Below are 22660 nucleotides of genomic sequence, written 5' to 3'. Positions count from 1 at the left end.
GAGGAAAACCTTGGGCTCCATGCTGCCGCCAAGCTCTGGTAGCATCCGCGCCTATGACGCATTCAGGACGATTCACCTGCGGTTTGATTCTATGGTTTGCCAGCATCGGCGCGTATGCGCAAAGCGAGCTGGTGGTCCGGGTCAAACCTGCCAATAACGAACTCAAGGCCAATGTCGAAGGCTATATCGGCAGCCTTGGTAAACGCGATGAAGAGGCGCTGCTGCGCTTCAGCCGCGGCGCAGTCGAGCAGGCGCGCAAGGCAGCTCAGGCCCTGGGTTATTACCAGGCGCAGATCGACAGCGAGGTCAAACCACCGGCCAAGGCCGACAAGGGGCCGCAGCTGGTATTGAACATCGATCCCGGCGAGCCGGTGCACCTGCGTGATGTGACTATCCGCATCGATGGCCCGGCCAGCGAACTCAAAGCCTTCCGCATTCCCGACAGCAAGGCGCTGCGCTCGGGCGCGGTGCTCAACCATGGTCATTATGAAGACGCCAAGCGCCTGATCCAGAACCAGGCATCGCGCTACGGTTACTTCAGCGGCCACTTCGTCCGCCAGCGCCTGGCGGTCGACCCGCAGGCGGGCGTCGCCGACATCGAACTGATCTATGAAAGCGGCCCGCGCTACCGTCTGGGCAAGGTCAGCTTCGCCGGCGATACCCCCCTGGATGAAGACCTGCTGCAACGCATGGTGCCGTTCAAGGCCGACACGCCTTACGATTCCGAACTGATTGCCGACCTCAATAATGCCCTGCAATCGAGTGGCTATTTCGAAGGCGTACGGGTCGATGCCGCACCCACCGCCGCAGTCGATCTGAGCATCCCGGTGGCCGTCCGGCTCGAGACTCGCAAGCCGCGAACCATGGGCCTGGGCCTGGGTTTCTCGACCGACGTCGGGCCGCGCGGCAAGGCCAACTGGACCCGCCACTGGGTCAATCCGCAGGGCCATAGCTACGGTTGGGAAACCGAGCTTTCGGCGCCGCGGCAGAACGTCGGCCTGTGGTACGACATCCCGCTCGACCCGCCGCTGACCGACAAACTGCGTTTTGCCGGTGGCTACCAGAACGAAGAAATCGCCGGCACCGACACCTTGAGCAAGCTGCTCACGGTCGGCCCGGAATGGCACAGCAAATTGCCCAGCGGCTGGCAGCGGGTCATCTCGCTGAAGTACCAGCGCGAAGAATACAAGCTCGGTGACGATTCGGGCCTGAGCAACCTGCTGATGCCCGGCATTAGCTATTCCTACCTGCGCAGCGACAACCGCATTGACCCGCACAACGGCTATCGCCTGCAGTTCGATGTGCAGGCGGCCAAGGAAGGGCTGGTTTCCGACACCAACCTGCTGCACGCCAATGTGTTGCTCAAGGGCCTGACCACCCTGGGCCAGAACCATCGCTTCCTCGGCCGTGTGCAGTTCGGCGGCAGCGCCACCAACAGCTACAAGAACTCGATTCCGCCCTCGCTGCGCTTCTTTGCCGGTGGCGACCAGAGCGTGCGCGGCTACGATTACCAGACCCTGTCGCCAAAGAACTCCGACGGCGATCGCATCGGTGGCCGTTACCTGGTAGCCGGCAGCGCCGAGTACCAGTATTCGGTCGCCGAGAAATGGCGGGTGGCGACCTTCATCGACCAGGGTAATTCATTCAACAATCTGGAGCTCCCCAGCCTCAAGACCGGTGTCGGTATCGGGGTGCGCTGGGTGTCTCCGGTCGGGCCGCTGCGTCTGGATCTGGCCCGCGCGCTGGATGACGACGGCGGTTTCCGTCTGCACTTCTCCATGGGGCCGGAACTGTGAGTCGCGTTATCAAATTCATCGTTCTTGGCCTGCTGGCCTTGCTCGTACTCCTTGTGCTGGGTGTGGGCCTGATGCTCGGTACCCAGGCCGGCAGCCGCTGGGCACTGGGGCTGGTGCCGGGGTTGCAGCTGGATAACTTCCAGGGGCGCCTGGCCGGGCAGTGGCAAGCCGAGCGCTTGCTCTGGGAACAGGGTGGCGATCGGGTCGAGCTGCTGGCGCCGGTATTGGCCTGGTCGCCGGGCTGCCTGCTGCGCATGACCCTGTGCATCGATCAATTGGAAGCCGGCCAGGTCAACCTGGCCTTCGCCCCCGGCGAGCCGAAGCCCGACAGCGGGCCGCTGCAGCTGCCGGAACTCAAGCTGCCCATGGCCATCGAGCTGGGCACCGTGCGCATCGGCCATCTGCGCCTGGACGGCAATGAACAGCTCAGCCAACTGCAACTGGCCGCCCACTGGACCACGGCCGGGCTGCAGATCGACAGCCTGCAACTGCAGCGCGATGACCTCAAGCTGAGCCTGCAGGGCTCGCTCAAGCCCGAAGCCGATTGGCCGTTGCAGGCCCAAGGGCAGCTGCAGTTGCCGAGTGTCGATGGGCAGCCCTGGCAACTGGCATTGCAGGTGGACGGCGACCTGCAGAAAACCCTCAAGCTCAAGGCTGACAGCAGTGGCTACCTGCATGCGCGCCTGACCGGCGAGCTGCAAGCCCTGGCCGACAACCTGCCGGCGCAACTGCAGATCAGCAGCGAGGCGTTCAAACCCTCGGCCGAGCTGCCCGACACCCTGCAGCTGAACAAACTGCAACTGAGCGCCAAGGGCAACCTGCAAAGCGGCTATCGACTGCTTGGCACGGCCAGCCTGCCCGCCGAACAGGGTCCGGTGGCGCTCAACCTGCAAGGCCGGGTCGATGCCAAAGGCGCCGAACTCAGTGCCCTGGACCTCACCGCCAGCGCCGAGCAGGCGCTGAAACTCAAGGCCAAGGCCAACTGGCAGCAAGGCCTGAGCGCCGAAGCCAGCATCGACTGGCTGGATTTCCCCTGGCTGCGCCTGTATCCGCTGGAGCAAGCGCCCGAAGTTGCCTTGCGCCGTTTCAACGGCCAGGTGCAGTACCGCGATGGCAACTACCAGGGTGAGTTCAAAGGTGACCTGGACGGTCCGGCCGGCGCCTTCAGCCTGAGCAGCCCGTTCAAGGGCGACCTCAAGCAGGTCAGCTTGCCGCAACTGCTGCTCAATGCCGGCCAAGGCAAGGCCGCCGGCAGTGTCGGCGTGCAGTTTGCCGATGGCGTGGCCTGGGATGCGGCACTGGAGCTGTCGGCGCTGAACCCGGCGTACTGGCTGGCCGAATTGCCCGGCACCCTGGCCGGCCCGTTGCGCAGCAAGGGGGCAATGAAAAACGGCGAGTTGCGCCTGGACGCCGACCTTGACCTCAAGGGCCGTCTCCGTGGTCAGCCCGCAGTGCTTAAAGCAGTGGCCCAAGGGGCAGGGCAGGAATGGACCCTGGGTACCCTGGACATCCGCCTGGGCGACAACCACATCAATGGCAGTGGCAGCCTGCAGCAGCGCCTGGCCGGACAGATCGATATCAACCTGCCGCGCCTGGGCCAGCTCTGGCCGCAGCTGCAAGGCCAGGTCAAGGGCCGCCTGGAGGTTGCCGGTACCTTGCAGGCACCCCAGGGCAGCTTCGTGCTGCAGGGCCAGCAACTGGCCCAGGCCGACAACCGCGTGCAGCGCCTGAGCCTGGAGGCGCGTCTTGATAACGCGCAAAGAGCGGTCATCGACCTGCAGGCCGGCAGCATTCGCCTGGGCGATACCAGCCTCGGAATGCTCACTGCCAAGGGCGCCGGTGATCTTCGCCAGCAAAAACTGCATCTGGGCCTGGACGGGCCGCAGCTCAAGCTTGACCTGGGTCTGGATGGGCAACTGGACAAGGGCAACTGGCGCGGTCGCCTGGCCAGCGGCGAAATCCAGGCCGGAGGCCAGGACTGGCGCCTGCAGGCGCCGGCCAAACTGCAGCGCCTGGCCAGCGGCCAAGTGGATTTCGGTGCCCATTGCTGGCGCTCCGGCCAGGCCAGCCTGTGTGGTGAAGACCAGCGCCTGGCGCCCGAGCCGCGCCTGCGCTACCACCTCAAGCAGTTCCCGCTGCAAAGCCTGGCGCAGTGGCTGCCCAAGGACTTTGCCTGGCAGGGGCTGCTCAATGCCGACATCAACCTTGACGTACCGGCCAGCGGGCCCAAGGGCACCATCCTCATCGATGCCAGCGGCGGCACCTTGCGTGTGCGCGAAAAGGACCAGTGGCTGGACTTCCCCTACCAGACCCTGCGCCTGCAAAGTACCCTGGGCCCGCGGCGCATTGACACCCGTCTGGATTTCCAGGGCGACAAGCTCGGCGAGCTGGCGGTGAATACCCGGCTTGATCCGCTGGCAAAAAACAAACCCCTGAGCGGTGACTTCCGCCTCAGCGGCCTGGACCTGGCCATCGGCCGTCCGTTCGCGCCGATGGTCGAACGCCTCAATGGCCAGCTCAACGGCAGCGGACGCCTGTCCGGCACCTTGCTGGCCCCCCAGGTCAATGGCAGCCTGAACCTTGCGCGTGGTGAAGTCAGCGGCGCCGAGCTGCCGATCAGCCTTGAGGACCTGCAACTGCAGGCGCTGATCGCCGGCGAACAGGTCCAGCTCAACGGCAGCTGGAAAAGCGGCGATGCGGGCCAGGGCAGCCTGAGCGGGCAGATTGGCTGGGGCCATGCCCTGGCAGTCAACCTGGCACTGCAGGGCCAGCGTTTGCCGGTCAACGTCGAACCCTACGCGGCCCTCGAAGTGGCCCCGGACCTGAAGATCAGCCTGATCGACGACAAGCTCGCGGTGACCGGCAAGGTGCTGGTACCCAAGGGCAAGATCACCGTGCGTGAACTGCCGCCGTCCACGGTCAAGGTCTCCGATGACACGGTGATCCTGGGGCATCAGACCGAGGAGGGCAAAGCACCGATGGCCATGGCCATGGATATCGACGTCCAGGTGGGCCAGGAGAAACTCTCGTTCAGTGGTTTCGGCCTGACCGCCAACCTGTTGGGGCACGTGCATATCGGTGACAACCTCGATACCCGTGGTGAGCTGAGCCTGGCCGACGGTCGTTACCGTGCCTACGGCCAGCGGCTGACAATCCGCCGTGCGCGCTTGTTGTTTGCCGGGCCCATCGATCAGCCGTACCTGGACATCGAGGCGATTCGCAAGACCGATGACGTGATTGCCGGTATCCGCTTGAGCGGCAGCGCCGAGCAGCCTACCACCCAGGTGTTCTCGGAGCCGGCCATGAGCCAGGAGCAGGCGTTGTCCTACCTGGTCCTCGGGCGGCCGTTGGGCACCACGGGGGAAGACAACAACATGCTCGCTGAAGCCGCGCTCGGCCTGGGCCTGGCAGGCAGCGCCGGGATCACCGGCAGCCTGGCCTCGAGCCTGGGCATCGATGACTTCCAGCTCGACACCCAAGGCAGTGGCAACAACACCGCCGTGGTCGCCAGCGGCAACCTGACCGAGCGCTTGAGCCTGCGTTACGGGGTGGGGGTGTTCGAGCCGGCCAACACCATTGCCTTGCGCTACAAGCTCAGCAAGAAGGTCTACCTGGAGGCGGCCAGTGGCCTGGCCAGTTCCCTGGATATCTTCTACAAGCGCGATTTCTAGGGGCGGTCCTGGTCAACGCACGGTCGCGGCTTCGATGAACTCGTTGCTGTCGTCCGTGGGCTGGACAGGGGTGGACAAGCGAAGCGGGGTAATCAGTTTGGTGTACTCCTCGATCAGCCGGTTCAGCGCTTCCGGTGGTTCACAGGCCTGGAACTGCATGCGGATCTGCACTTCATCGGGGTCGCGCGGTGCTTCGCCATTGCGTTTGCTCTGGCCGCCGACCGTTACATAGAAGCGCTCGCGTTGCAGGCTCTCGCTGGCCTCGGTGGTTTCGGTGTTTTGAATCCGCACAGAGAGGTCTACCTGCATGCGCTCCAGTGCCAGCCCCCGCGGTGACACCAGTGCGATCAGCGGGATCTGCATCGTGTGCTGATCGTCCATCGCCACTTCGACCATCTTGGCTTTCATCGGCGTGCCCAGTGCCTCGGCGTCATAGTCGAAAAACTGGTCGAACAGCTTGATGTATTGCTGGGCAATCAGGTTGTTGGTGGCCGCGGCGGCTTCCTGCAGGCCGCGAGTGATATCGCACAGGTCGCTGGCGATGATGGGCGCGTTGTTCGGCGGGCGCGGGTCCAAGCTGTGTGCACTCCTGGAAATCTTCAGCTCAAGCCCCCTCCAGCAGAGAGGGCCATTGGCGAAGGGTTACGCTGAGGTACCCAACGCAAGGGTGGTGGCTGTCAGCTGGAGCTTGTAACCGGCTTGCTGGCGGCTTCAGTGAGGGCATCGATGACCCGCATCAGTGCTTCAGGTGGTTCCATACGACGTACTTTGGTATTGAAGGCGTAGCGGGCACGGGTATCGGTCTTGCGGGTTTGCGTCGACTTGTGGCTGACCTGGCCTTTGAGCTCCATCTTGAACTTGCCGAAGCCAAAGGACGCGGCAGTACTCACTTCACCTGCGGTTTCGCTACTGGATTCGGCCTGTTGGCTAATGGTTACTTCGAACTCGACATTCCCTTCCTCGATGACGATGTTGGGGTGAGCGATCGCCGCCATGAGCGGGATGCGCATGGTTTTGGAGACGGTTCCCTTGGCTGCCCCCTGTTCATCGGTAACGGTTTCGTCGTAGTTGAATTCGATGGCGACCGCTTTGCCATTCTCGACACAGACGCCCATGAGGAAGTCAGCGTAAGACTGGCTGGCGGCGACTTGGGCCTGGACCATTGCCTGCAGCGGTCCGGCGATCATCCGATCCAGGGGTAGGGCGTTCATGACCGAACCGATCATATCGTTGTCGACTGTTGCCATGGGGGATTTCCTTATCGTGGGTGCGCACCTTGTGCGCGGGTTGGGAATCTAGGGTAGTTGTCTGCTGACATCAGCGCGGGCAAGCGTCCTGGCCTAGGTTTTCATAAATAGTTGAAGTGATTTGCTTATAATACTTGACGTTGTAAAAAGATTTATCAGTTTGGTTTGTGTAACGCTTTCAAGTTTTTTGAAATTTAATATCTAAGATCAATTTTGGCTGAATTAAGTCCGTGAGGGTTCATTTGATCTGTGGTGCTATTTATTTTTAATTGGACCTGAAAAGTCTTCAGGTAATTTGTTAAGGAGTTTGTATAGGAGACTCAAATGGCTAGCACTTATGCATTTTATCGGCGGTATAGCCTGTAAGTATGGGGAGCTGTCTGGGTGTGATTTCAAAATATCATAAAGATTTGTTGTGCTGGTGCCTATTATTGGTGCTGCTTTATATATTGATATATAGTCGCTCATGTAACTGGCTATGGCGGACGAAAGGGGTGAGTTTATGCATGCAATATTATTTACATTGATTATAGATTTAGATTTTACTAAGCCGAAAAGGCTTTTAATTCTCTGTTTGGAAATTCCGAGTTCGGTTGCTAGGTGGTCAAGCATTACGAGATTATCAATGATATCTTTTATCTGATCTAGTTCTGTGCTTGTGAATAATTTCTTGTAGTAATCGCTTTGGTAGATAGTTGGGCGATTTTGTAAGATTTTGCGAGAGAGTATAGATAGGCCATTTTTACTTAAATTCAATTCCTTGGCGGCCTGTTTATGGGTAACGGCTTTACGATTAAGTCTATGATTAAGGAAGTCCATCGAAAAGTCGTAAGTCTCGAATATTTTGATGCTGCTGATGTCTGAAGATTTATAAATGTGAATACGGTTGTGGTTGTCGCCTAAAATAGCTGACTCGATTTTGTGTGCGGTAAGTACAGATATTAAAGATCTTGCATCTAGTCCTGTGGCTTTCTTTAGATTGTCAAGCGTGGTGTAATTGCGCTCGAAAAACAAAACGGATTTGTAGTCGACCATTCTCTTGGTCCTGATTTTATAAGTTTTAAGTACTCCGTGATTTATTAGGATGTAAAATTTGTTTATGCTGATGCTCGTAAGTTTGCTTGCCTCTTTTAATGTGATGAGTTGCGAGTTGCGTGATGCTTGTGGTATCTGGACGACCAAGGAATTATTGCGAGTGGACTCCTTTGGGAATTCAGCAGCCCTAAATATAGGCAGAGCTAAGTCTGTTTGGATTTTGTAAAATATTGTTCGTTCGATGAAGCAAGGTGCATCTATGCCTGGTAAGTGTAAACATTTGGCGTCATGCTCTTTTATGATTTTCTGTGTTTGTATGATACTAATGTCTAAAATTTTGCTTGCTGCTTCCAATGAAATGTATAGATCTTTGAAGGTCTCGAAAGACTCTATTTCGATGATTACGACTGGGAGTGTGCTGTCAAGTTTTTTAAGGTGGCCTACCTGGTAAAGTTTGGTAAAGATGGGGTTTGGGATGTCTAGAGTTTCCCTGGCTTGGGATTGACAAACACCGTTAATTAGTGATTTTTGGTTTTTGTTCTTTTTGTCTTCATATAGCTTCATGATCTGACATAGTTCATCGATGGTATATCTTTCACGAGTACTTTTTTTGAAAGGTGACAGAGTGTGTGAGTACCAGTATGTGCGTGTTAGCCCCAGGCATTTGTATAGTTCTGGCGTGGAAAATGTAACGCCTTGGATCGTTCCGATGTTTTTAAGTTTCAATTCTTCAAGCTGCGTTATTAGTCTCTGAGGAATAGCGAGGCAAGACGCATTAGCCAATTGTGCGATGATGATGTTGTGGGTTGGAGCGCTGCCGTAAAAAACACTGTCAATAAGTCTTTTGTAGGCTTTGATGATATTGCCACGGGCAATGTCCATTGCGCAAAGAGAAAGGATTCGATTTAGGTTTTGGTTGTACGTTGTTTGGTGGCAATTTAATTTCGTCAACGCATAAAAAAATGTGTCGACTTTTACTTGGTCGTTGTTTTCGAGTGTTGAAAGTAAAAAAAGCTCGAGCTCTGCAGAGGCGGCCGTCCCTACTTCACACGATAGGTAAGCTCCGCAGGTGCACTCTAGGCTCAGTTGGGTGAGGGATGAAAAGGCTCGATGGCAGTTTGGGCATGCTCTAAGGTATTGGCAGAAATGCAAGGGGCAGTATTCCGCGATTCTTAGGTCTTTGATTTTATGTTCCCAGCCACACTTGAAGCACTCAGTGCAAATGCCTGAGTTTGAAAGATTTATTTCTTTAATTGGGACTCGACAGCAGCCTATGTCTAATAGACGGCCGTGTTTAGAAAATAGCTGTTGGTAGAATGTAGAGATATAATTTACTTCGGAGTTCTCTCGCTTTAAAAAAGTATAGAATTCACTATCTTGAATAAATAGGTCGCGGCCCATGTTTAGATTGGCTTGACGGCAAAAACGAGGCGCTGAAATGAACCCATTATTCAAGGCGATGCGCCGTAATAAGCTGGTTGGGCTCTCATTGGATAATGGGGTAGGAATGTAATGTAAGGTGCTCATAAGCGGGTAATGAGGCTTTCGCAGTGTTGTTGCGAGATCATGAAGGGGTTATGATCGCTGTTAAGATTGTTTTTAATTTTCAAGAGAGCGTAGGCTTGAGCCAAGCTGTCTTTGGTGAGGCCGCATTTGTTTTTTTTAAGGCATATTTGTAATGCGTGGAAGGTGATAATCTTTATGTGCTCAAGGCTGCCGGAAGATGCTAGATAAATCCGATCGCTGATTCCTGGGTCTCCTAGGTGTATGCCGGATTTCAAATCTCCTATTTTATACATCTTGGCATCCAGTTCTGAAAGTACAATTTGAAATTCACTCTCAGGGGCGTTGCTGTAGGAAAGGAGATCAAGCTTTGCGTGGAAGGGAAATCTTCTAGCTAAATCTGCACGCTGGTAGATTAATGTTTCGCAGCTTTTGTAGTACAGGGAGTGTATATCATCCTCGTCCCTTCCGACGAGAATGAAAGGGATGGCTGTTTGGTCAAGGAGCATGACCAGACAATTAATTACTGCTTCTTTGGTCCGGTATGCATCTTTTTTTATAAGAAACTGGAAGTCATCAATCAGTACTACTTTGACTTCACTGATTCGGAGCAGGGTGATTAGCCTGAACAGCAAATCCATTGTATCGCCCTTTAGCTTCTCGCAGTGCATACCTACTAAAATTGTTTTAAGAAGAGCTTTAACTGTACAGGCGGGCGGAAGGGAGCACATAATAACTGGTATTATCCAGCGCTTATCAAGCTCGCTCTGGATGTAGCGTTCTGCGGGGTGAGCGAATTTTATATAATTGAGTAATGTCGATTTGCCTGTGCCTGATGGTCCCGTAATTAGCGCGCAATTAGGTACGCCGCGTAAGTGTGTAGCCTCAATAGCCTTGAGAGTGAGTGCATAACTATTGCGATAATTGTGGTAAAATACCACTTGCTGATTGTATAGGCGTAAACGCTCTTCGGTGTCGGAGTTCATGAGTCGTTCTCCTCAGTAGATGGAGGAGGCAGGCAGGTTTCCGTTAAATCGGGTAGTTCAACAGTGGTCAACCAGTCTGCGGCACTAAAGATTCCAAGTTTTCTGGGTAATTTGTCGGCTCGGCTCCCCTCTGGCGCTTGTCCTGAAAACTTTGACTTGTTTTTTGGCTTGTGTTTATTTTGCTTGGCGATTGATTCATTAATTCTTAGGCGGTGCATGAGTGCTATTTTGTCATTGAACGCTAGTTTCCGTTCCTTGACCTGGGCCATTATTTTACAATGCTCGGACAAGGTAAGGCCTTCCTGATAATCTGGGTTGACAGCAAACACTCTATGCAGGTCGTCGGGATTGTCGGGATGGCAGACGAAGGCATACCCTAAATCGCTTACATCATAGTAGATCGTTAATTTTTTGCGTTTGTCTCTCCAATGGTTTAGAAACGGAACACTGGGGCACGTCCATTGCAGCTTCTTGAATCCTACACGTCCATTGACTGCAAAAGAACTCTCTCTGCACAGGAACAGCTGCTTGAGAGTGGTTTCGCTAAATTGGTGAGGCGGAAATAGATTATCAACATGCGTGTCCCAATAGTCGTTAGGTGATGTTCCAATCTCTCGATGGTAAGTTTGGTGGTATACGTTTTCAAGCCAATCTTCAAAGATATGCTCTAATTGCTCGATGGTGTACATAGCTTGTTTCGTTGAATCATAATCACCCTTATGGTTCGGGTCTGAGAAAGTCGTGCCCCGCATGTGATGAATCAGTTGTTCATTTAGCGTTCTGAAAAATCGCTCGATATGCGGCTTTTGGTTTGGTTCGCCAGGCTCACAAAAAATAGGCGTGCTCCCCAGTGTGGCCAGTATGATTTTAGTTTTTTCCGTGGTGAACTCGGAACCATTGTCAAATATATAAGTCCTGCACAGGCCTGTGCGCGAGCGATTAACGTCGAGTGAGTGCTTTAGTGTACTCATCGTCATTTCCAGGCAAGGGGCGTTTATTGAAAATTTATATCCAAGCAGGCGTCGCGAGGGACAGTTCATTAGAGCGGTGAGCCATGGTCTGCCACAGGGCTCACCGTTAGCATCGACTAATATAATGTCGAGATTGACGGAGTCTGCTTCTGCGCACTCGAGGAGAGTTACAGGTTGCATTTGCTTTCTGCTCCAATGATGAGTTTTTCCAGCCTCTTTATGGCCGCGTTGAGCATGCAGGCGCTCATACTCGTCATGTTCTTTCATTATGCGACGAAGTGTACTGGCGGAAGGAATTGGCAGGGGGGCATTGACAAGGCGGCCTGTGTTGGTTACTTCCACTGCTGATTGGATCTGATCAATAATATCGGTTCCGGAGAATGGAGTTCTTACAAGAAAGTATGTGTTTAGATGATGTTCAATAATTTCTTGGATAGGAAAGGGCTGGTGCAACATCCGAGGTGTTTTGCGTCTGATCGACCGAGTTACCAGCGAAAGTGGATTTCCATTCGAGCGAAAAAATAATTTTATCCAGTTGTGCACCGTGTTATAACATGGTGCGCGCGGATCATTGATTTTCTCGGCGGTCTTTGCAATTATTGACTTCACTTTATTTATAGGGCGCGGCCCGCCAAGATTCTCGATTACTGCATTAACGTATGCCTGCCGACGCTGGAATAAATCAAGTTCCACCTGATTAAGTCCGGCGATGATTTTGTTGGATTCGCCATTGAGTGGCGCTTCGTGTACGCATACGAACCGCCCCTTTACCCAAGCTTTTCGTAGACTATTAAAGCTGTGGAAAGTTATGGTGGCAGCCCGTTCCAGACTTCGGAGTTGGTACCGCTCTGCGACAATTTCCATGACTTCGTACGCTTGGCCATTGTACTCGTAGTGCTCGCCCACGATTGGTGAAAATTCATCATTATTATTAATTTTTGTGTTCATATTCAGGCGCGATCCTAACCATGGCATGGATAGTCAAAGGGCGGCTGAGGTCGGTAAGCAAAATCTCATAGAACAAGGCATGAGCAATAATTTTAGGATCGATACCAAATGCTAATAAGCTGGAAATGCTAAGCTCGCGAGAGGTCCACTGCTTTAGGTTGCTTTTGAAGTGATCTGACTCTGCGTCAGAAACTGTATAACCTTGATGATAGAGCGTTCGAAGATTGGATGTTTTGACTGTGTGGCGAATGGCTGAGTCAAGAGCAATTTCCAAGGAGTAACCACAGTCTCTTAAGATGGAAGCGAATAACTCAAGTTTCTCAGGGTTCTTACCTTTCTTATAACGGGTTTCAGTTTTCACCTCGAATAGCTCTGTTCGACCATTGTGGTATGACACTTCAAAATCTGGGATGTAGCTGGTTTGGGTCTTAAGGTGAGTTATACGAAATGGCTGTGGCGTGTAATTTTTCACGGGCCTCCGACGCTCAAGCTCAAGGCAGAAATCGCTTTCTAATAGGGAGTCACACATGACACCTGCGCGGTTTTTGCGAGAGGGGAAAGAGGACACACGCCGGCCGTGACGGCCATGAGTGATGCGTTCCACGGGAGATAGCGAAAGCTCACTGATTAAAACCTCAGGAATATTGATCATGATCGCCACCCATATCGCAGGAATGCGGTTGCGCTCCTGGGCGTTTCTCATTGGTGAGGGAAAATCAGGCGAGAAGCTTAAGCCCGATCGGCTACCTCTACTGACCAAGTGCACCATAGCGTTGCGGATCCCTGCCGTTTAGTCCACCGGTACGACTAGCGGTGCCTCGGTACGTATAGATTGCGTCTATTCTGTTTGCTTGCCAAACCCGTAAAACAACACATATAGAAAATCTATCGGGGCTCTAAATCAATGATTCTGGCCGTCTAAGCATTCCCATTTTGATTTGTCGTGGGAATTTTTCATGAGAAAAAGCACTCCGGGTAGGGCGAGTGAGATGCGCTTGTACGATCAGCTGGTACGTCAATGCCGGGCGAAACATTTCATTTTTACCTTTGCGGCAACAATCCACGTTGCCCCTAACGGCCCAGCGTTAGCGCGCTGGTGGGAAGCAACCCATGGACCGACGGAGGACCTGCAACCCAATCGAAAATGGGATGCCTATTTCAGGGGGGCTTTGCCCCAAGCCAAACTGTTGGAGCAGTTGATAGGCGATGTACCAGAACTGGCGACTTGCCTGACCAACCCGATTTGGTATGCCTTGGCTGATTTCCAGGTGGGCAATAGCGAGGCGTTCTGGAATTCTTGCGCAAATGCTGTGAGAATTAATGATGCACCGTTCGGTTATCAATCGAGGCAGCGTCTGGATGATCTTTATGCTCAGCCCAATTTGGCAAGCTTGGGTCTCTTAATAATTATACTAAGAAGCGACGACCTGCAGCATTATTACAGTCGTCAGCATATAACACGCTGCTTTACTTGCTATGTGTGTATAGCGCTACTTTCCGACAGGCTGCGGGACGTTGCTGATGATATCTACATGTTAATTAACTCTTTGATTGAGCGCGGAGGATTTACTGAAGGCACTCCCCTAGGGTGGCCTGAAAGCTTAGATGACTTCTGCAGGCAATATAATTCTTATCACTTGATAGCTCAGTGGCTATACCCGACTGTTCAATCGGATCGCCGGGAAGCGGACGTTTTGCTATTGCTTTGGATGGTAGCGGAGGACCATAAATTGCTATGGCAATTTTTTAACCAGGACGAAGTAGTCATTCCACCCTCAATGCTTCAGCGCTGGAGGCGTTGGTGCAAACGATTTGTCAACCATTCCACGCAGTTGTGCTGCTCCGAATGCGATACGCGACTGTTGGCACGTGAGGAAAAACGTGTGTGGTGCAGACTCCTTCTGCGAGGAAACGTCGCGTCAGCCAAGATAGGCACAACGGTTATTGTCGCTCTTAACCTGACGTTCGGTCTGCTGGTATAAAATAGAGGACCCTTCAATTTTGCCTCAGCGTCCAATCAAACTGGCGTCAGCTTGGCCAGCAGCGAGTGGAGTTGCGTCAGTTGCTGCGCCATGTGTCGCAGCGCTTTGCGGTCTTGGCGCCGTTCGAGCAGTAATCGATGCGCCCGTTCACGTACGAATTTGACCTCATCGTCGAGGACTTGCCGACCCACTTCAGCGACCTGGAGTGCCTTGGACAGGCGCTCATTGTCGGCTTGTATCCGATGGAGGGCTTGGTCTTGTTGTCGTAAATCCTGGGCACGTGTTTGCTGCTCGGTGCTGAGGCGTTCAAGGTCACGGTAAACCTGCGTCATTTCTTCCTGTTTACTCATCCACTGTTCCTGCGCCTGGCGAGCCTCCCGCTGCAGTTGCTGCAGTTGTTGATCATGGCGCTGCAATTCTTGTTCGCGCTGCGCCAAGTGCTGTTGGCGGTAGTGGGTCAGGGCCTCCTGTGCTTGCCTATGCTTTTGCTCCAGAGAAACGATGTGTTGCGCTCGCTCCTCCAGCAGTTGCAGGTCATGTTGTTCGCTGACCAAAAGCCGCTGACGTTCGCCTTCCATTTCTTGCAGCCGCTGGTTGAGCTTCTGCTCGCGCCGCTGTGCTTCCTGGCGTTCAACACTCAATTCCCTGTGTACTGCCTGCAATTGCTCGAAGCGCGCCTGGTCGATTGCGCGTTGCTGTTCATAGGCGGTCTGTTGTCGCTGCAGGCGAGCCCGGTCCGCGGCAACGGCCGCTTGGGCATCGGCGGCCAAGCGCTGGGCTAGACTGCCGATGAACGCCTGCAGCTCATCATCCAGGCAGATGTTGGGCGGATGCGGTTCATCCTGCATCAGCTCTTGCAGATAACGCAGAATGGTGCTTTTTGAACCCGTATTGCCGAGCTCCACCCGCACCGCTTCGATGCTTGGGTGTTCGCCGCGGGCGAGTAGGGCATCCCGCGCCCGTTGCACCAAAGCTTTGTTGATTCCGGCGCGGGCCATGATCCGACTCCGACAATTTCGTACCGTAAAGCCAGTATGAGCGTACAGGTATGATATGAGCAGAGTGCGTGAGAAACGGGCGACGAACTGGCGTTCGAGAATCCTGAATTCTCGAACGTGATAGTGCTTTGGCTGGGGTGTCAGTGGTGCTAGCAGTACGGAGGTGCTCAATGAGCGACGCGGAGCGATATTTGGCGGCAGCCCAGCGCGAGAGCACGCGGCGGCGCTATGCCCAAGCGATCGAGCATTTTGAAGCGCAGTGGGGAGGGTGGTTGCCGGCATCCAGTGAGAGCGTGGTGCGCTACCTGGCTGTCTACGGTGCGCAACTCTCCGGCAGTACGCTGAAAACCCACCTGGCGGCACTTGCTCGTTGGCATCAGCAGCATGGCTTTAGTGACCCGACCAAAAGCCCTCGGGTGCGCGATACGCTGCGCGGTATCCAGGCGCTGCACCCGCAGGTCCCGCAGCAGGCGGCTGCAGTGGCGCTGGAGGATCTGGAGCGTTGTGTCACGCAACTGCAGAAGGAGCAGCGCGACACAGCAGACGCCGAACGACTGCGAGCGGCGCGGGATCAGCTGTTGCTGCTGCTGGGGTTCTGGCGAGCGTTGCGCGCTGATGAGCTGTGCCGACTGCGCTTCGAGCATGTCCGGGTGTGTCCACGAGAGCGCTTGGAGCTGTTTTTACCTAGCAGCAAAACCGATAGGGATAACCGCGGCAGGACCGTGAATGTGCCAGCCTTGAAGCGCTTATGTCCGGTCGATGCGTTTGTAGGGTGGAAGGTGAGCACTGGATTACAGGAGGGGCCGGTGTTTCGGAGCATCGACCGTTGGGGGCATATTGGCAGTCAGGCCCTGAATTCGAACAGCTTGTCACGCGTACTACGGCAAGTGATGTTGCGTAGTGGGCTGACAGGTGAGGGCTATTCCGGTCATTCCCTGCGGCGTGGATTTGCAACTTGGGCGAGCCGAAATCAGTGGTCTGCGAGAGATCTGATGACCTACGTGGGATGGCGCGATATTCAGTCCGCCATCCGCTATGTCGATGCCGCAACGCCCTTCGGTGAGTGGCTTCGCTGATTGTGTGAGCGTTGGCCGGACACGGATACACCGAGTAGCGCGGCGCAGGGGAGCAGCACTAGCAAGGGGTTGATGCTTATCGGGAGGGCCAAGTAGAAGGTCCAAGAGAAAATGGCCAGCGGCATGATCGTTGCGCGTGCCTTGAGATATAGGTAGCTGGATTCCCGACCTGCACCGAATTTGCGCAGATCCCGGCGCACCAGGCCATCGACCAGACCTGTGAATGCTGCCATTGCGAAAAGCGACATGGTTAGGGTTTGTACGAAAAATCGCCGAGCGGCGATCAGGCAAGGCGAAAACAGACGAGGAACGGTCGGAGTCGCGCTCGACTTTACGTGTTGTAAAATGATCATTCCGACCGGGCTGGCGCACCAGCCTGCTTTCAACGCAGCCTGATCGTCGCGCAGACACTTTTCGTACAAAGTCTGGTGCAATTCCACTTAGCACGACCGAGCCTTTATGGGGATAGCCTTCCAAAAAGTAAAAACGTTGACTACCGCATGACTACTAGACTGCAGATGTCCACATTCCATGAAATATGGACGATTGCTTTTCGGAAATTCATTGTAGTCAAGTGGAATTTCTGAAATTTGGGATCTTTAGGTCGGAAAACCATCTGCATGCGCTATTTAGCCTGAAGCACGCCCATCCATTACCCGGTGCCCCCAGGGGGAAGAAAGCCGCGGGCAGCGGGCATGGGCGGTTTGGTTTCTCTTGGGTTTCTGGTGCGCTATGCCCTCGATTCAGGATCGCTAGCCGGAATACCGGCCCGACGTCCCCAGAGCACTGCAAAGGGTAGGGCGATCTGAATAAAGCATCCGAAGCGACCTATGAAGCGGAGCTGTCGAAGAGCAAAGGTGAACAGGAGCGCATGGCCTTAGGCGTGGTTACGTCAGTCCTTAAACCGCCATTGATATAGGTAAGGGTTGGCCCATTCGGGCTTGCCTGCTGGGTTGTGCAGGCTTCGACCAGTAGGCCATCATCGTAGGCTAAAGCTTGTGAGACAGAGCTCGGTAAGGATCCTTTCATCCCCATAGCGCGACACTCTCAATAGTGACAAAGTGCAGCAGGCCAAGCATGCCGGATTCATTCCAGTTTCTGCTGACATCTCTCTATATTCTATTGGCCGACGACGCTCAGTCCGCCCGATCGACGGGGGGGACCCTAGAGGCGTCGATGAACAGTTCTCCAGGCTTGTCCAAGACGGGCCGTCGCGGAAGCGGAGCGTTGGCCTGCAAGGACTGAAGTACTTCTAACCCGATACGGTCATTTGCGAACTGGTCGAAGAATTCAAAGCCGGGCATGGGGTTTGCCTCGAGCAGCCACCAAGAACCGGATGCATCCACCTTGAAGTCGAAGCCTGCGAACTCCAGCCCTACGCGGTGCATGTATTCGATTGCTCTGAACTGCTCTGCTACCGGAACTTCAATTGGCTGAACCTGGATGTTGCCGCCCTGACGCTTGGCATACCGATAGTCGACCCGGTCAGATTCAATCTTCAACCCAACGCAGGATGCGCCCACCATGTGGGCTCGCACGTCATAACCACGAACATGTTGCTGGAACAGGGTCGGGCAGCGATCCAACAAATCGAGCCGCGCGACTTCGGGGCCTCCCACTGCCACGGCTATGGTTCGGATGCCCGAACATCCCTTGTTGACCCAGCCGGCATTCGGCGCAACATGCAATTTGACGGCGTCGGCTTGGTTCGATACCAGCGTAGACGGCAAGCGAAAACCACAGGCAGCTAGTTCGGCGACATGACGCGCCTTCGAAGCGTTGCCTATACCGGCCTCTGGCCGGTTCATGACGAGGCAGGAAAGCGGCAACATCTGTAGACCCGTTTCCAGCTCGCCGATGAACTGTGCTAGCAACCTGGAGCGGACGGGATCGTTTGAAGGGCGGAAGAAGCCGCGGTAGAAAACGGCAGCATGCCCGAAATGGAACTCTTCATCATCGACCTCAACACGGAAGCCGTCGCAAACGTGCTCCAGAAGCAGCTTGCCACAGTTCTCGACGCGATGCAGGTCCAGAGTACGGAACGCCATTCCTGAGTCGAGCTGAAGATTGACGAGGTGTGCGAATGTTCCCTCGCGCCCATAACCCACAAGAATGGGCAAGTCGCTACAAAAAGTCATCGAGCACCATTTCAAAACTGAGTGAAGGCTCCGTCGGCAGTTCTGCGCTAGCTCGTGTAATGCGTAAGGGGCCGGGAGAAGGATCTATCCACACCCGCAGGAAGTCCAATCGATGAACGCGTAGGGCTTCCTGTAGCCCCAGCAGTGAGGCCGAATGGCGCTCAACCTCGTACAGCAGAGGAAGCTCGCTCGCCCACCGACGGCGGGTCACCGTAACCTCCAAGCAAGGAGTCGGTGCTGTGGTGTAGCTTTCGGCATTCCCGGGCCATTCCAATCGTAATGAATCGCTGGCTGAACATAGTTTCTGACACATGCGTGTCCAGAATGTATCGGAGCTGCGCAGGCCGAAGTTTTTCAGCACCCACTCCCCATTCAGCACTTGTGTCGCCCGCGTATAGAGGGCGGCTTCAAGGGCAGCTCTCCACTCGCTGTAGGCAAAGTCTCCCTGCGCAGCATCGACCTGTATAGGCAATCGTGGCACTCGCAAAAAAAACAACCGGTCTTCGGGGCTCAACCGTTGTTCATGTAACAGCAACTCGCATAGCCCGCCAGCTTCTAAATGGATTTGCAGGAGGTTGCAGTGCGGGATGTCCACGACGCTATATCGCCGCGATCGCAGTGCGACGACGAGCCAAGCATCTCTTGTTAGATCGGCACCAAGAATGAAGCAACGCATAGCACCACCTCAGCCCAGGTCTAGTCCGTCCTTGCTGTCCTTCCCATCTTTGCCTTTGTCCGAAGAGTCCTTACCGTCCTTTCCGTCTTTCCCATCCTTGCCCTTGTCGGAGGAGTCTTTGCCATCCTTTCCATCCTTGCCCTTGTCCGAAGTGTCCTTTCCGTCTTTTCCATCCTTGCCTTTGTCGGAGGAGTCTTTGCCATCCTTGCCCTTGTCCGAAGAGTCTTTACCGTCTTTTCCGTCTTTTCCGTCTTTACCGTCTTTTCCGTCTTTTCCATCCTTACCCTTGTCGGAAGAGTCCTTCCCGTCCTTCCCGTCTTTACCTTTGTCAGAAGAGTCCTTGCCGTCCTTGCCGTCTTTACCCTTGTCGGAAGAGTCCTTGCCGTCCTTGCCGTCTTTACCCTTGTCGGAAGAGTCCTTGCCGTCCTTGCCGTCTTTACCCTTGTCGGAAGAGTCCTTGCCATCCTTTCCGTCTTTGCCCTTGTCACCGTCTTTGCCCTTGTCTCCCGTTTTACCGCCTCCGTCTATGTCCTTCGCCTTGGGGTTACCTCCACCGTGCTGAGGCGCAGTACCGTCCTTCATGGCGGTGATGTTGCGACTGGCCCGCGTCCCAACTTGCTGCGCCCAGAGGGAGTTGGCCATCTCGTCGGCAGCCAAGTCCCAATCGCCAGAGTTAACCGCGGCCAACATCGCAGTGAAGCGTCCAAAGCCCCCTGGTCCAAGGTTGAATGCCATGTCCACCAACACCGCCTGACGCCCACTAGTCAGCCCCGAAAATCCAGGGACGCGGGCTTCGACTGTTGCAATGGCGCCTGCGATGTCGGCAGAGAAGAGCTGGTCGACCTGAGCATCTGTCAACATCGGTTGGCCAACTTGCCCGGCATAGACCGTGTCAAAATCAAGACCCATCGCCTCGATTTTTTGTTTCGCGTCGCCTCGATTCAAATTGAATCCAACGCCGGTCGTCGGGATGCCTAAGGAGTCGTGATAGACGTCATTGCGCCAACTTTCATTGGAGGCAACGTGTTCTCGGATTTCCAGAATTTGTTGCTGGGTCAGTGGCATGCTTCCTCCTTACCAGAAAGCTACTAAACGGCCTTCCAACCGTATGATGTGGCCTTGGAGCGTGACTCGCTCTAGCTCGCTCGAAAACGGCGCGATGCGATGCACCAGCCGTGAATCGAAAATCACCAGATTCCCTCTGCAATAGGGAACGAAGGCAAGCGGAGCTTGTAAAATGGCATCGGCTTCCGTTGTACCAGGCGCCCAGTACTCCAATCCAACATTGTCATTTTCTCTCGATAATAGAAGCGTGAAAGAGTACTGGTCGCGGCCGAGCTGCTCTCCAACAAATGCGGGAACATGGAGGTACGAAGAGTCCACATGCGGTACTCCTCCTTCGTAACGCGGAAAATTAGCGCTGTTCCGGATAATGTGAAATCCTGGAATGGCAGCGCGTCCGCTCATCAACACGACTTCCCCTAGAAATCGAGCCAGTACGCCAAAAACCTCGGAATATAACGCTTCAAATCGACGCCATTGCCCGGAGTTTTCGGCAAGCGCACTACGCTCGTATTCTTTCCCGCTATCTTGGCTCAGGTAGGCAGGGCGCCCGACGGTGCGCAACTGCTCGGAGCTATATTTTCCCGAGGCTGGTTTCGACCGCCGCGACAGTTCCGAGCACAGCAGCTCTGTGTCTAGCAAAGCGTGTAAGCGCGTCGGTATATGAGTCGGCAGGAGCAAGGGCGTCACCTAGAGTGCACAGGTTCTGCCCGTCGCCGCAGACTGGGCGAAAGACTTGGCTTGTTCGACCTGACTTACTGCGAATGTTTTAAGCAGAGTCAGAACCGTCTTTGGTGCCAGACCTTCGACAGCGGTGCGTCCGGTTTCGAGCACCAGCAGTTCTCCGGTAGTGAAACTGCCCCCGAAGTTTTGCTGCACCTCGAGTACATACATACAAGTGTGGGCTTGCAAGACTCGGTAGCGGACAGTCGTAGTGGTCGCAGTGTCGGAGCTCACGAGCCACTCGTTTTCCTTACGTATCTGCACTGCGGGGTAAGTGGAGGAGCCGAGGCATCCCTTTTCGGATTTGTCGAGGGAGAGCGCCTGGATAAGCCGGTCGCCATTGGGGGAGGTTGCCAGCAACGCAACGCAGGCCGGAGGCATAGAGTTTTGCGGATCTGCGCTGCCAAGTCCGGATTCACCTCGCGCCGCTTTCATCTGAACGGAGCCGCAGCCGGCCGTTAGAAATGGCACTAGCATCCAGCCCAATTGAAAAATTACCTTCAAAATTCGATCCCTCGCCATGCATAGCTACCAATGAGGAAAAATTCCAGATGGAGCGTAGTCGCCCCTATTTTTTGGTAGCGGCGAAATCAAATCCAAAGCTTCTTCAGCCTGTACGCTTATGTCCGAAATCCGCTGTTTGGGCAGTATGGTGTACAGCCGCGGCAGGGGCGCGGCTTACATGTCAGTCAGAGATAAGTACAGGCGCACGGTGTTGTCCAGCGTACGTGCATTAACGATTACTACGAAGTCGTTCGATGCAGTCACGAAAGAGGGGAAAGCCGAAGCATGATGGTCTGGCTTCCAAGCACGAAGCGCAGCCAGCCGGCAACAGCTGCCGGGGACGGTCCTTCAGCATTCAAAATTAAATCACCGCCTTAGGGAATCAACCTGGTTGCTGCGCTCACGGTGTGTGGACAGCGTCCAGCAGTCGCTGAGCAAGGGAGATGTCGCTGGTGTTTCCACCTGAGAGCGTGAAGTGGAGTGGGATGCCACGGGCGACACTGACTATATGAATTTTCGTCGTCAACCCGCCCGGCTTCTTCCAAGTGCGTGGTCCGACGGTTCTTCAGCCCCCCTTTTTTGCCTGCTCCGGCAGAGGCACGGGTGGCCCTCACGGCGGTTGAGTCGATGCACCAGGAGGTTAAATCAATCTGGCCCTGTGCATTGAGCTTGAGGTGTACACCTACGACAACCTCCGAGCTCAAATATGCTACGTGATCGATGATGTGCTTGGCATTCAGGATCGAAACGAGCTAGAGCGAAATTACGGAAGCATTTGCGAAGTCCTGCGGCGGGAGTATGGGGTTTACAAGCTTGTGGCAGGTCTCCGTGCTCGGGCTTCAGTGATGGATGATCGGGACGCGGCCAACGCGACAGACGCTCAATGCGCACGCTCAAGTGAAAAGTGCGTTTCTTGATAAAAAGACCCAGCAGAAGTCAGGCTTCCAGCCCACGAAGCGTCCCGCAAGCCTAGCCATCGCGGAGCAGCGCATCCAGCGTCTCGAAAGTGAGAACCAGCGTTTGAAGGCTGAAAGTGGCCTTCTACTCGAGCGCTTCATTCGGTGGCAGTACAACGCTCAACTACGTGGCCTCTCTCAAGGCGTGCTTGATGTCCCGTTACCGAAGATCGACCGCGATTCGGCAGAGAAAAGCGACTGAGGGGGGAGCTGTCGCCGATAGTGTTGCGGCCTCATGCACTCGTCCCGCTGAGCCACTCCTAAGTCGGTATAATGTCTAGAATTCTAGATGTTATGGCACGATTTTCTTCGTAATACCTAGATTTCTAGGTATTACGAAGCCATTATTCCCTGCTTGCCTCGCTGAAAACATTCCGGACCCTCGAAA

Annotated in this window: 17 protein-coding genes and 2 pseudogenes; 5 read left to right on the top strand and 14 right to left on the bottom strand. The window is 54.7% G+C overall.

The window, feature by feature from the left end; translation table 11 throughout:
* The first annotated feature begins 53 nt into the window (after positions 1-53).
* Positions 54-1796 (top strand): autotransporter assembly complex protein TamA, encoded by a 1743-nt coding sequence (locus tag CCOS864_RS18590; protein WP_115087801.1) that lies wholly within the window; start codon positions 54-56, stop codon positions 1794-1796.
* A complete protein-coding gene (locus CCOS864_RS18585; protein WP_115087800.1) occupies positions 1793-5467 on the top strand; it encodes a translocation/assembly module TamB domain-containing protein in 3675 nt (1224 codons plus the stop codon). The genes CCOS864_RS18590 and CCOS864_RS18585 overlap by 4 nt, the downstream gene beginning before the upstream one ends.
* A gap of 12 nt (positions 5468-5479) precedes the next feature.
* Here CCOS864_RS18585 and CCOS864_RS18580 read toward each other — a convergent pair whose 3' ends face one another.
* From CCOS864_RS18580 to CCOS864_RS28110, 6 genes are all read right to left on the bottom strand, one after another.
* A complete protein-coding gene (locus tag CCOS864_RS18580; RefSeq protein WP_115087852.1) occupies positions 5480-6013 on the bottom strand; it encodes a DUF2589 domain-containing protein in 534 nt (177 codons plus the stop codon).
* Positions 6014-6144: 131 nt separating this feature from the next.
* Positions 6145-6714: a DUF2589 domain-containing protein gene (locus tag CCOS864_RS18575; protein ID WP_115087799.1), complete on the bottom strand. Its 570-nt coding sequence runs from the start codon at positions 6712-6714 to the stop codon at positions 6145-6147.
* 255 nt (positions 6715-6969) lie between these two features.
* Positions 6970-9204, bottom strand: a complete 2235-nt coding sequence (locus tag CCOS864_RS28115; RefSeq protein WP_148708566.1) for a helix-turn-helix domain-containing protein — start codon at positions 9202-9204, stop codon at positions 6970-6972.
* Positions 9205-9272: 68 nt separating this feature from the next.
* A complete protein-coding gene (locus CCOS864_RS18565; protein WP_115087797.1) occupies positions 9273-10238 on the bottom strand; it encodes a TniB family NTP-binding protein in 966 nt (321 codons plus the stop codon).
* Positions 10235-12157 carry a DDE-type integrase/transposase/recombinase gene (locus CCOS864_RS18560; RefSeq protein ID WP_167458913.1) on the bottom strand — a complete coding sequence of 641 codons (1923 nt, stop codon included), beginning with the start codon at positions 12155-12157 and terminating at the stop codon, positions 10235-10237. The genes CCOS864_RS18565 and CCOS864_RS18560 overlap by 4 nt, the downstream gene beginning before the upstream one ends.
* Positions 12141-12809: a hypothetical protein gene (locus tag CCOS864_RS28110; RefSeq protein ID WP_148708565.1), complete on the bottom strand. Its 669-nt coding sequence runs from the start codon at positions 12807-12809 to the stop codon at positions 12141-12143. Before CCOS864_RS28110 ends, CCOS864_RS18560 begins: the two co-directional genes overlap by 17 nt.
* A 304-nt stretch (positions 12810-13113) precedes the next feature.
* Here CCOS864_RS28110 and CCOS864_RS18555 point away from each other — a divergent pair, with 304 nt between their 5' ends.
* Positions 13114-14139, top strand: a complete 1026-nt coding sequence (locus CCOS864_RS18555) for a hypothetical protein (RefSeq protein ID WP_148708564.1) — start codon at positions 13114-13116, stop codon at positions 14137-14139.
* Positions 14140-14174: 35 nt separating this feature from the next.
* Here the strand turns inward: CCOS864_RS18555 and CCOS864_RS18550 are convergent, their stop codons facing one another.
* Positions 14175-15137 carry a DNA-binding protein gene (locus tag CCOS864_RS18550; protein ID WP_115087794.1) on the bottom strand — a complete coding sequence of 321 codons (963 nt, stop codon included), beginning with the start codon at positions 15135-15137 and terminating at the stop codon, positions 14175-14177.
* Between the two features lie 170 nt (positions 15138-15307).
* Between CCOS864_RS18550 and CCOS864_RS18545 the strand changes: the two genes are divergently transcribed.
* A complete protein-coding gene (locus CCOS864_RS18545; protein WP_115087793.1) occupies positions 15308-16213 on the top strand; it encodes a site-specific integrase in 906 nt (301 codons plus the stop codon).
* On the opposite strand, the pseudogene CCOS864_RS18540 reads toward CCOS864_RS18545, so the two are convergent.
* The 7 genes and pseudogenes from CCOS864_RS18540 to CCOS864_RS18515 form a co-directional block, all read right to left on the bottom strand.
* Positions 16171-16485, bottom strand: a pseudogene (locus CCOS864_RS18540) (IncC plasmid conjugative DNA transfer DtrJ family protein); the annotation flags it as partial. The gene CCOS864_RS18545 and the pseudogene CCOS864_RS18540 sit on opposite strands and share 43 nt — an antisense overlap.
* An 864-nt stretch (positions 16486-17349) precedes the next feature.
* The gene (locus CCOS864_RS18535) at positions 17350-18261 is read right to left on the bottom strand and encodes an MvdC/MvdD family ATP grasp protein (protein ID WP_148708563.1); all 912 of its coding nucleotides are present in this window, start codon (positions 18259-18261) and stop codon (positions 17350-17352) included.
* A 76-nt stretch (positions 18262-18337) separates the two neighbouring features.
* A complete protein-coding gene (locus tag CCOS864_RS28105) occupies positions 18338-19027 on the bottom strand; it encodes a hypothetical protein (RefSeq protein WP_148708562.1) in 690 nt (229 codons plus the stop codon).
* Between the two features lie 9 nt (positions 19028-19036).
* Positions 19037-20092: a glycoside hydrolase family protein gene (locus tag CCOS864_RS18530; protein ID WP_115087791.1), complete on the bottom strand. Its 1056-nt coding sequence runs from the start codon at positions 20090-20092 to the stop codon at positions 19037-19039.
* Positions 20093-20101: 9 nt separating this feature from the next.
* A complete protein-coding gene (locus CCOS864_RS28100; protein WP_148708561.1) occupies positions 20102-20770 on the bottom strand; it encodes a phytanoyl-CoA dioxygenase family protein in 669 nt (222 codons plus the stop codon).
* Between the two features lie 9 nt (positions 20771-20779).
* The gene (locus CCOS864_RS18520) at positions 20780-21316 is read right to left on the bottom strand and encodes a hypothetical protein (RefSeq protein ID WP_148708560.1); all 537 of its coding nucleotides are present in this window, start codon (positions 21314-21316) and stop codon (positions 20780-20782) included.
* 403 nt (positions 21317-21719) lie between these two features.
* Positions 21720-21996, bottom strand: a pseudogene (locus CCOS864_RS18515) (transposase); the annotation flags it as partial.
* A gap of 217 nt (positions 21997-22213) precedes the next feature.
* Between CCOS864_RS18515 and CCOS864_RS18510 the strand changes: the two are divergent.
* The gene (locus CCOS864_RS18510; protein ID WP_208644389.1) at positions 22214-22474 is read left to right on the top strand and encodes a hypothetical protein; all 261 of its coding nucleotides are present in this window, start codon (positions 22214-22216) and stop codon (positions 22472-22474) included.
* Positions 22475-22660: the final 186 nt, after the last annotated feature.

It is taken from the genome of Pseudomonas wadenswilerensis (assembly GCF_900497695.1).
Lineage (GTDB): Bacteria > Pseudomonadota > Gammaproteobacteria > Pseudomonadales > Pseudomonadaceae > Aquipseudomonas > Aquipseudomonas wadenswilerensis.
Note: the sequence above shows the minus strand (reverse complement) of the source record. Positions and strands in the feature narration are given on the sequence as shown.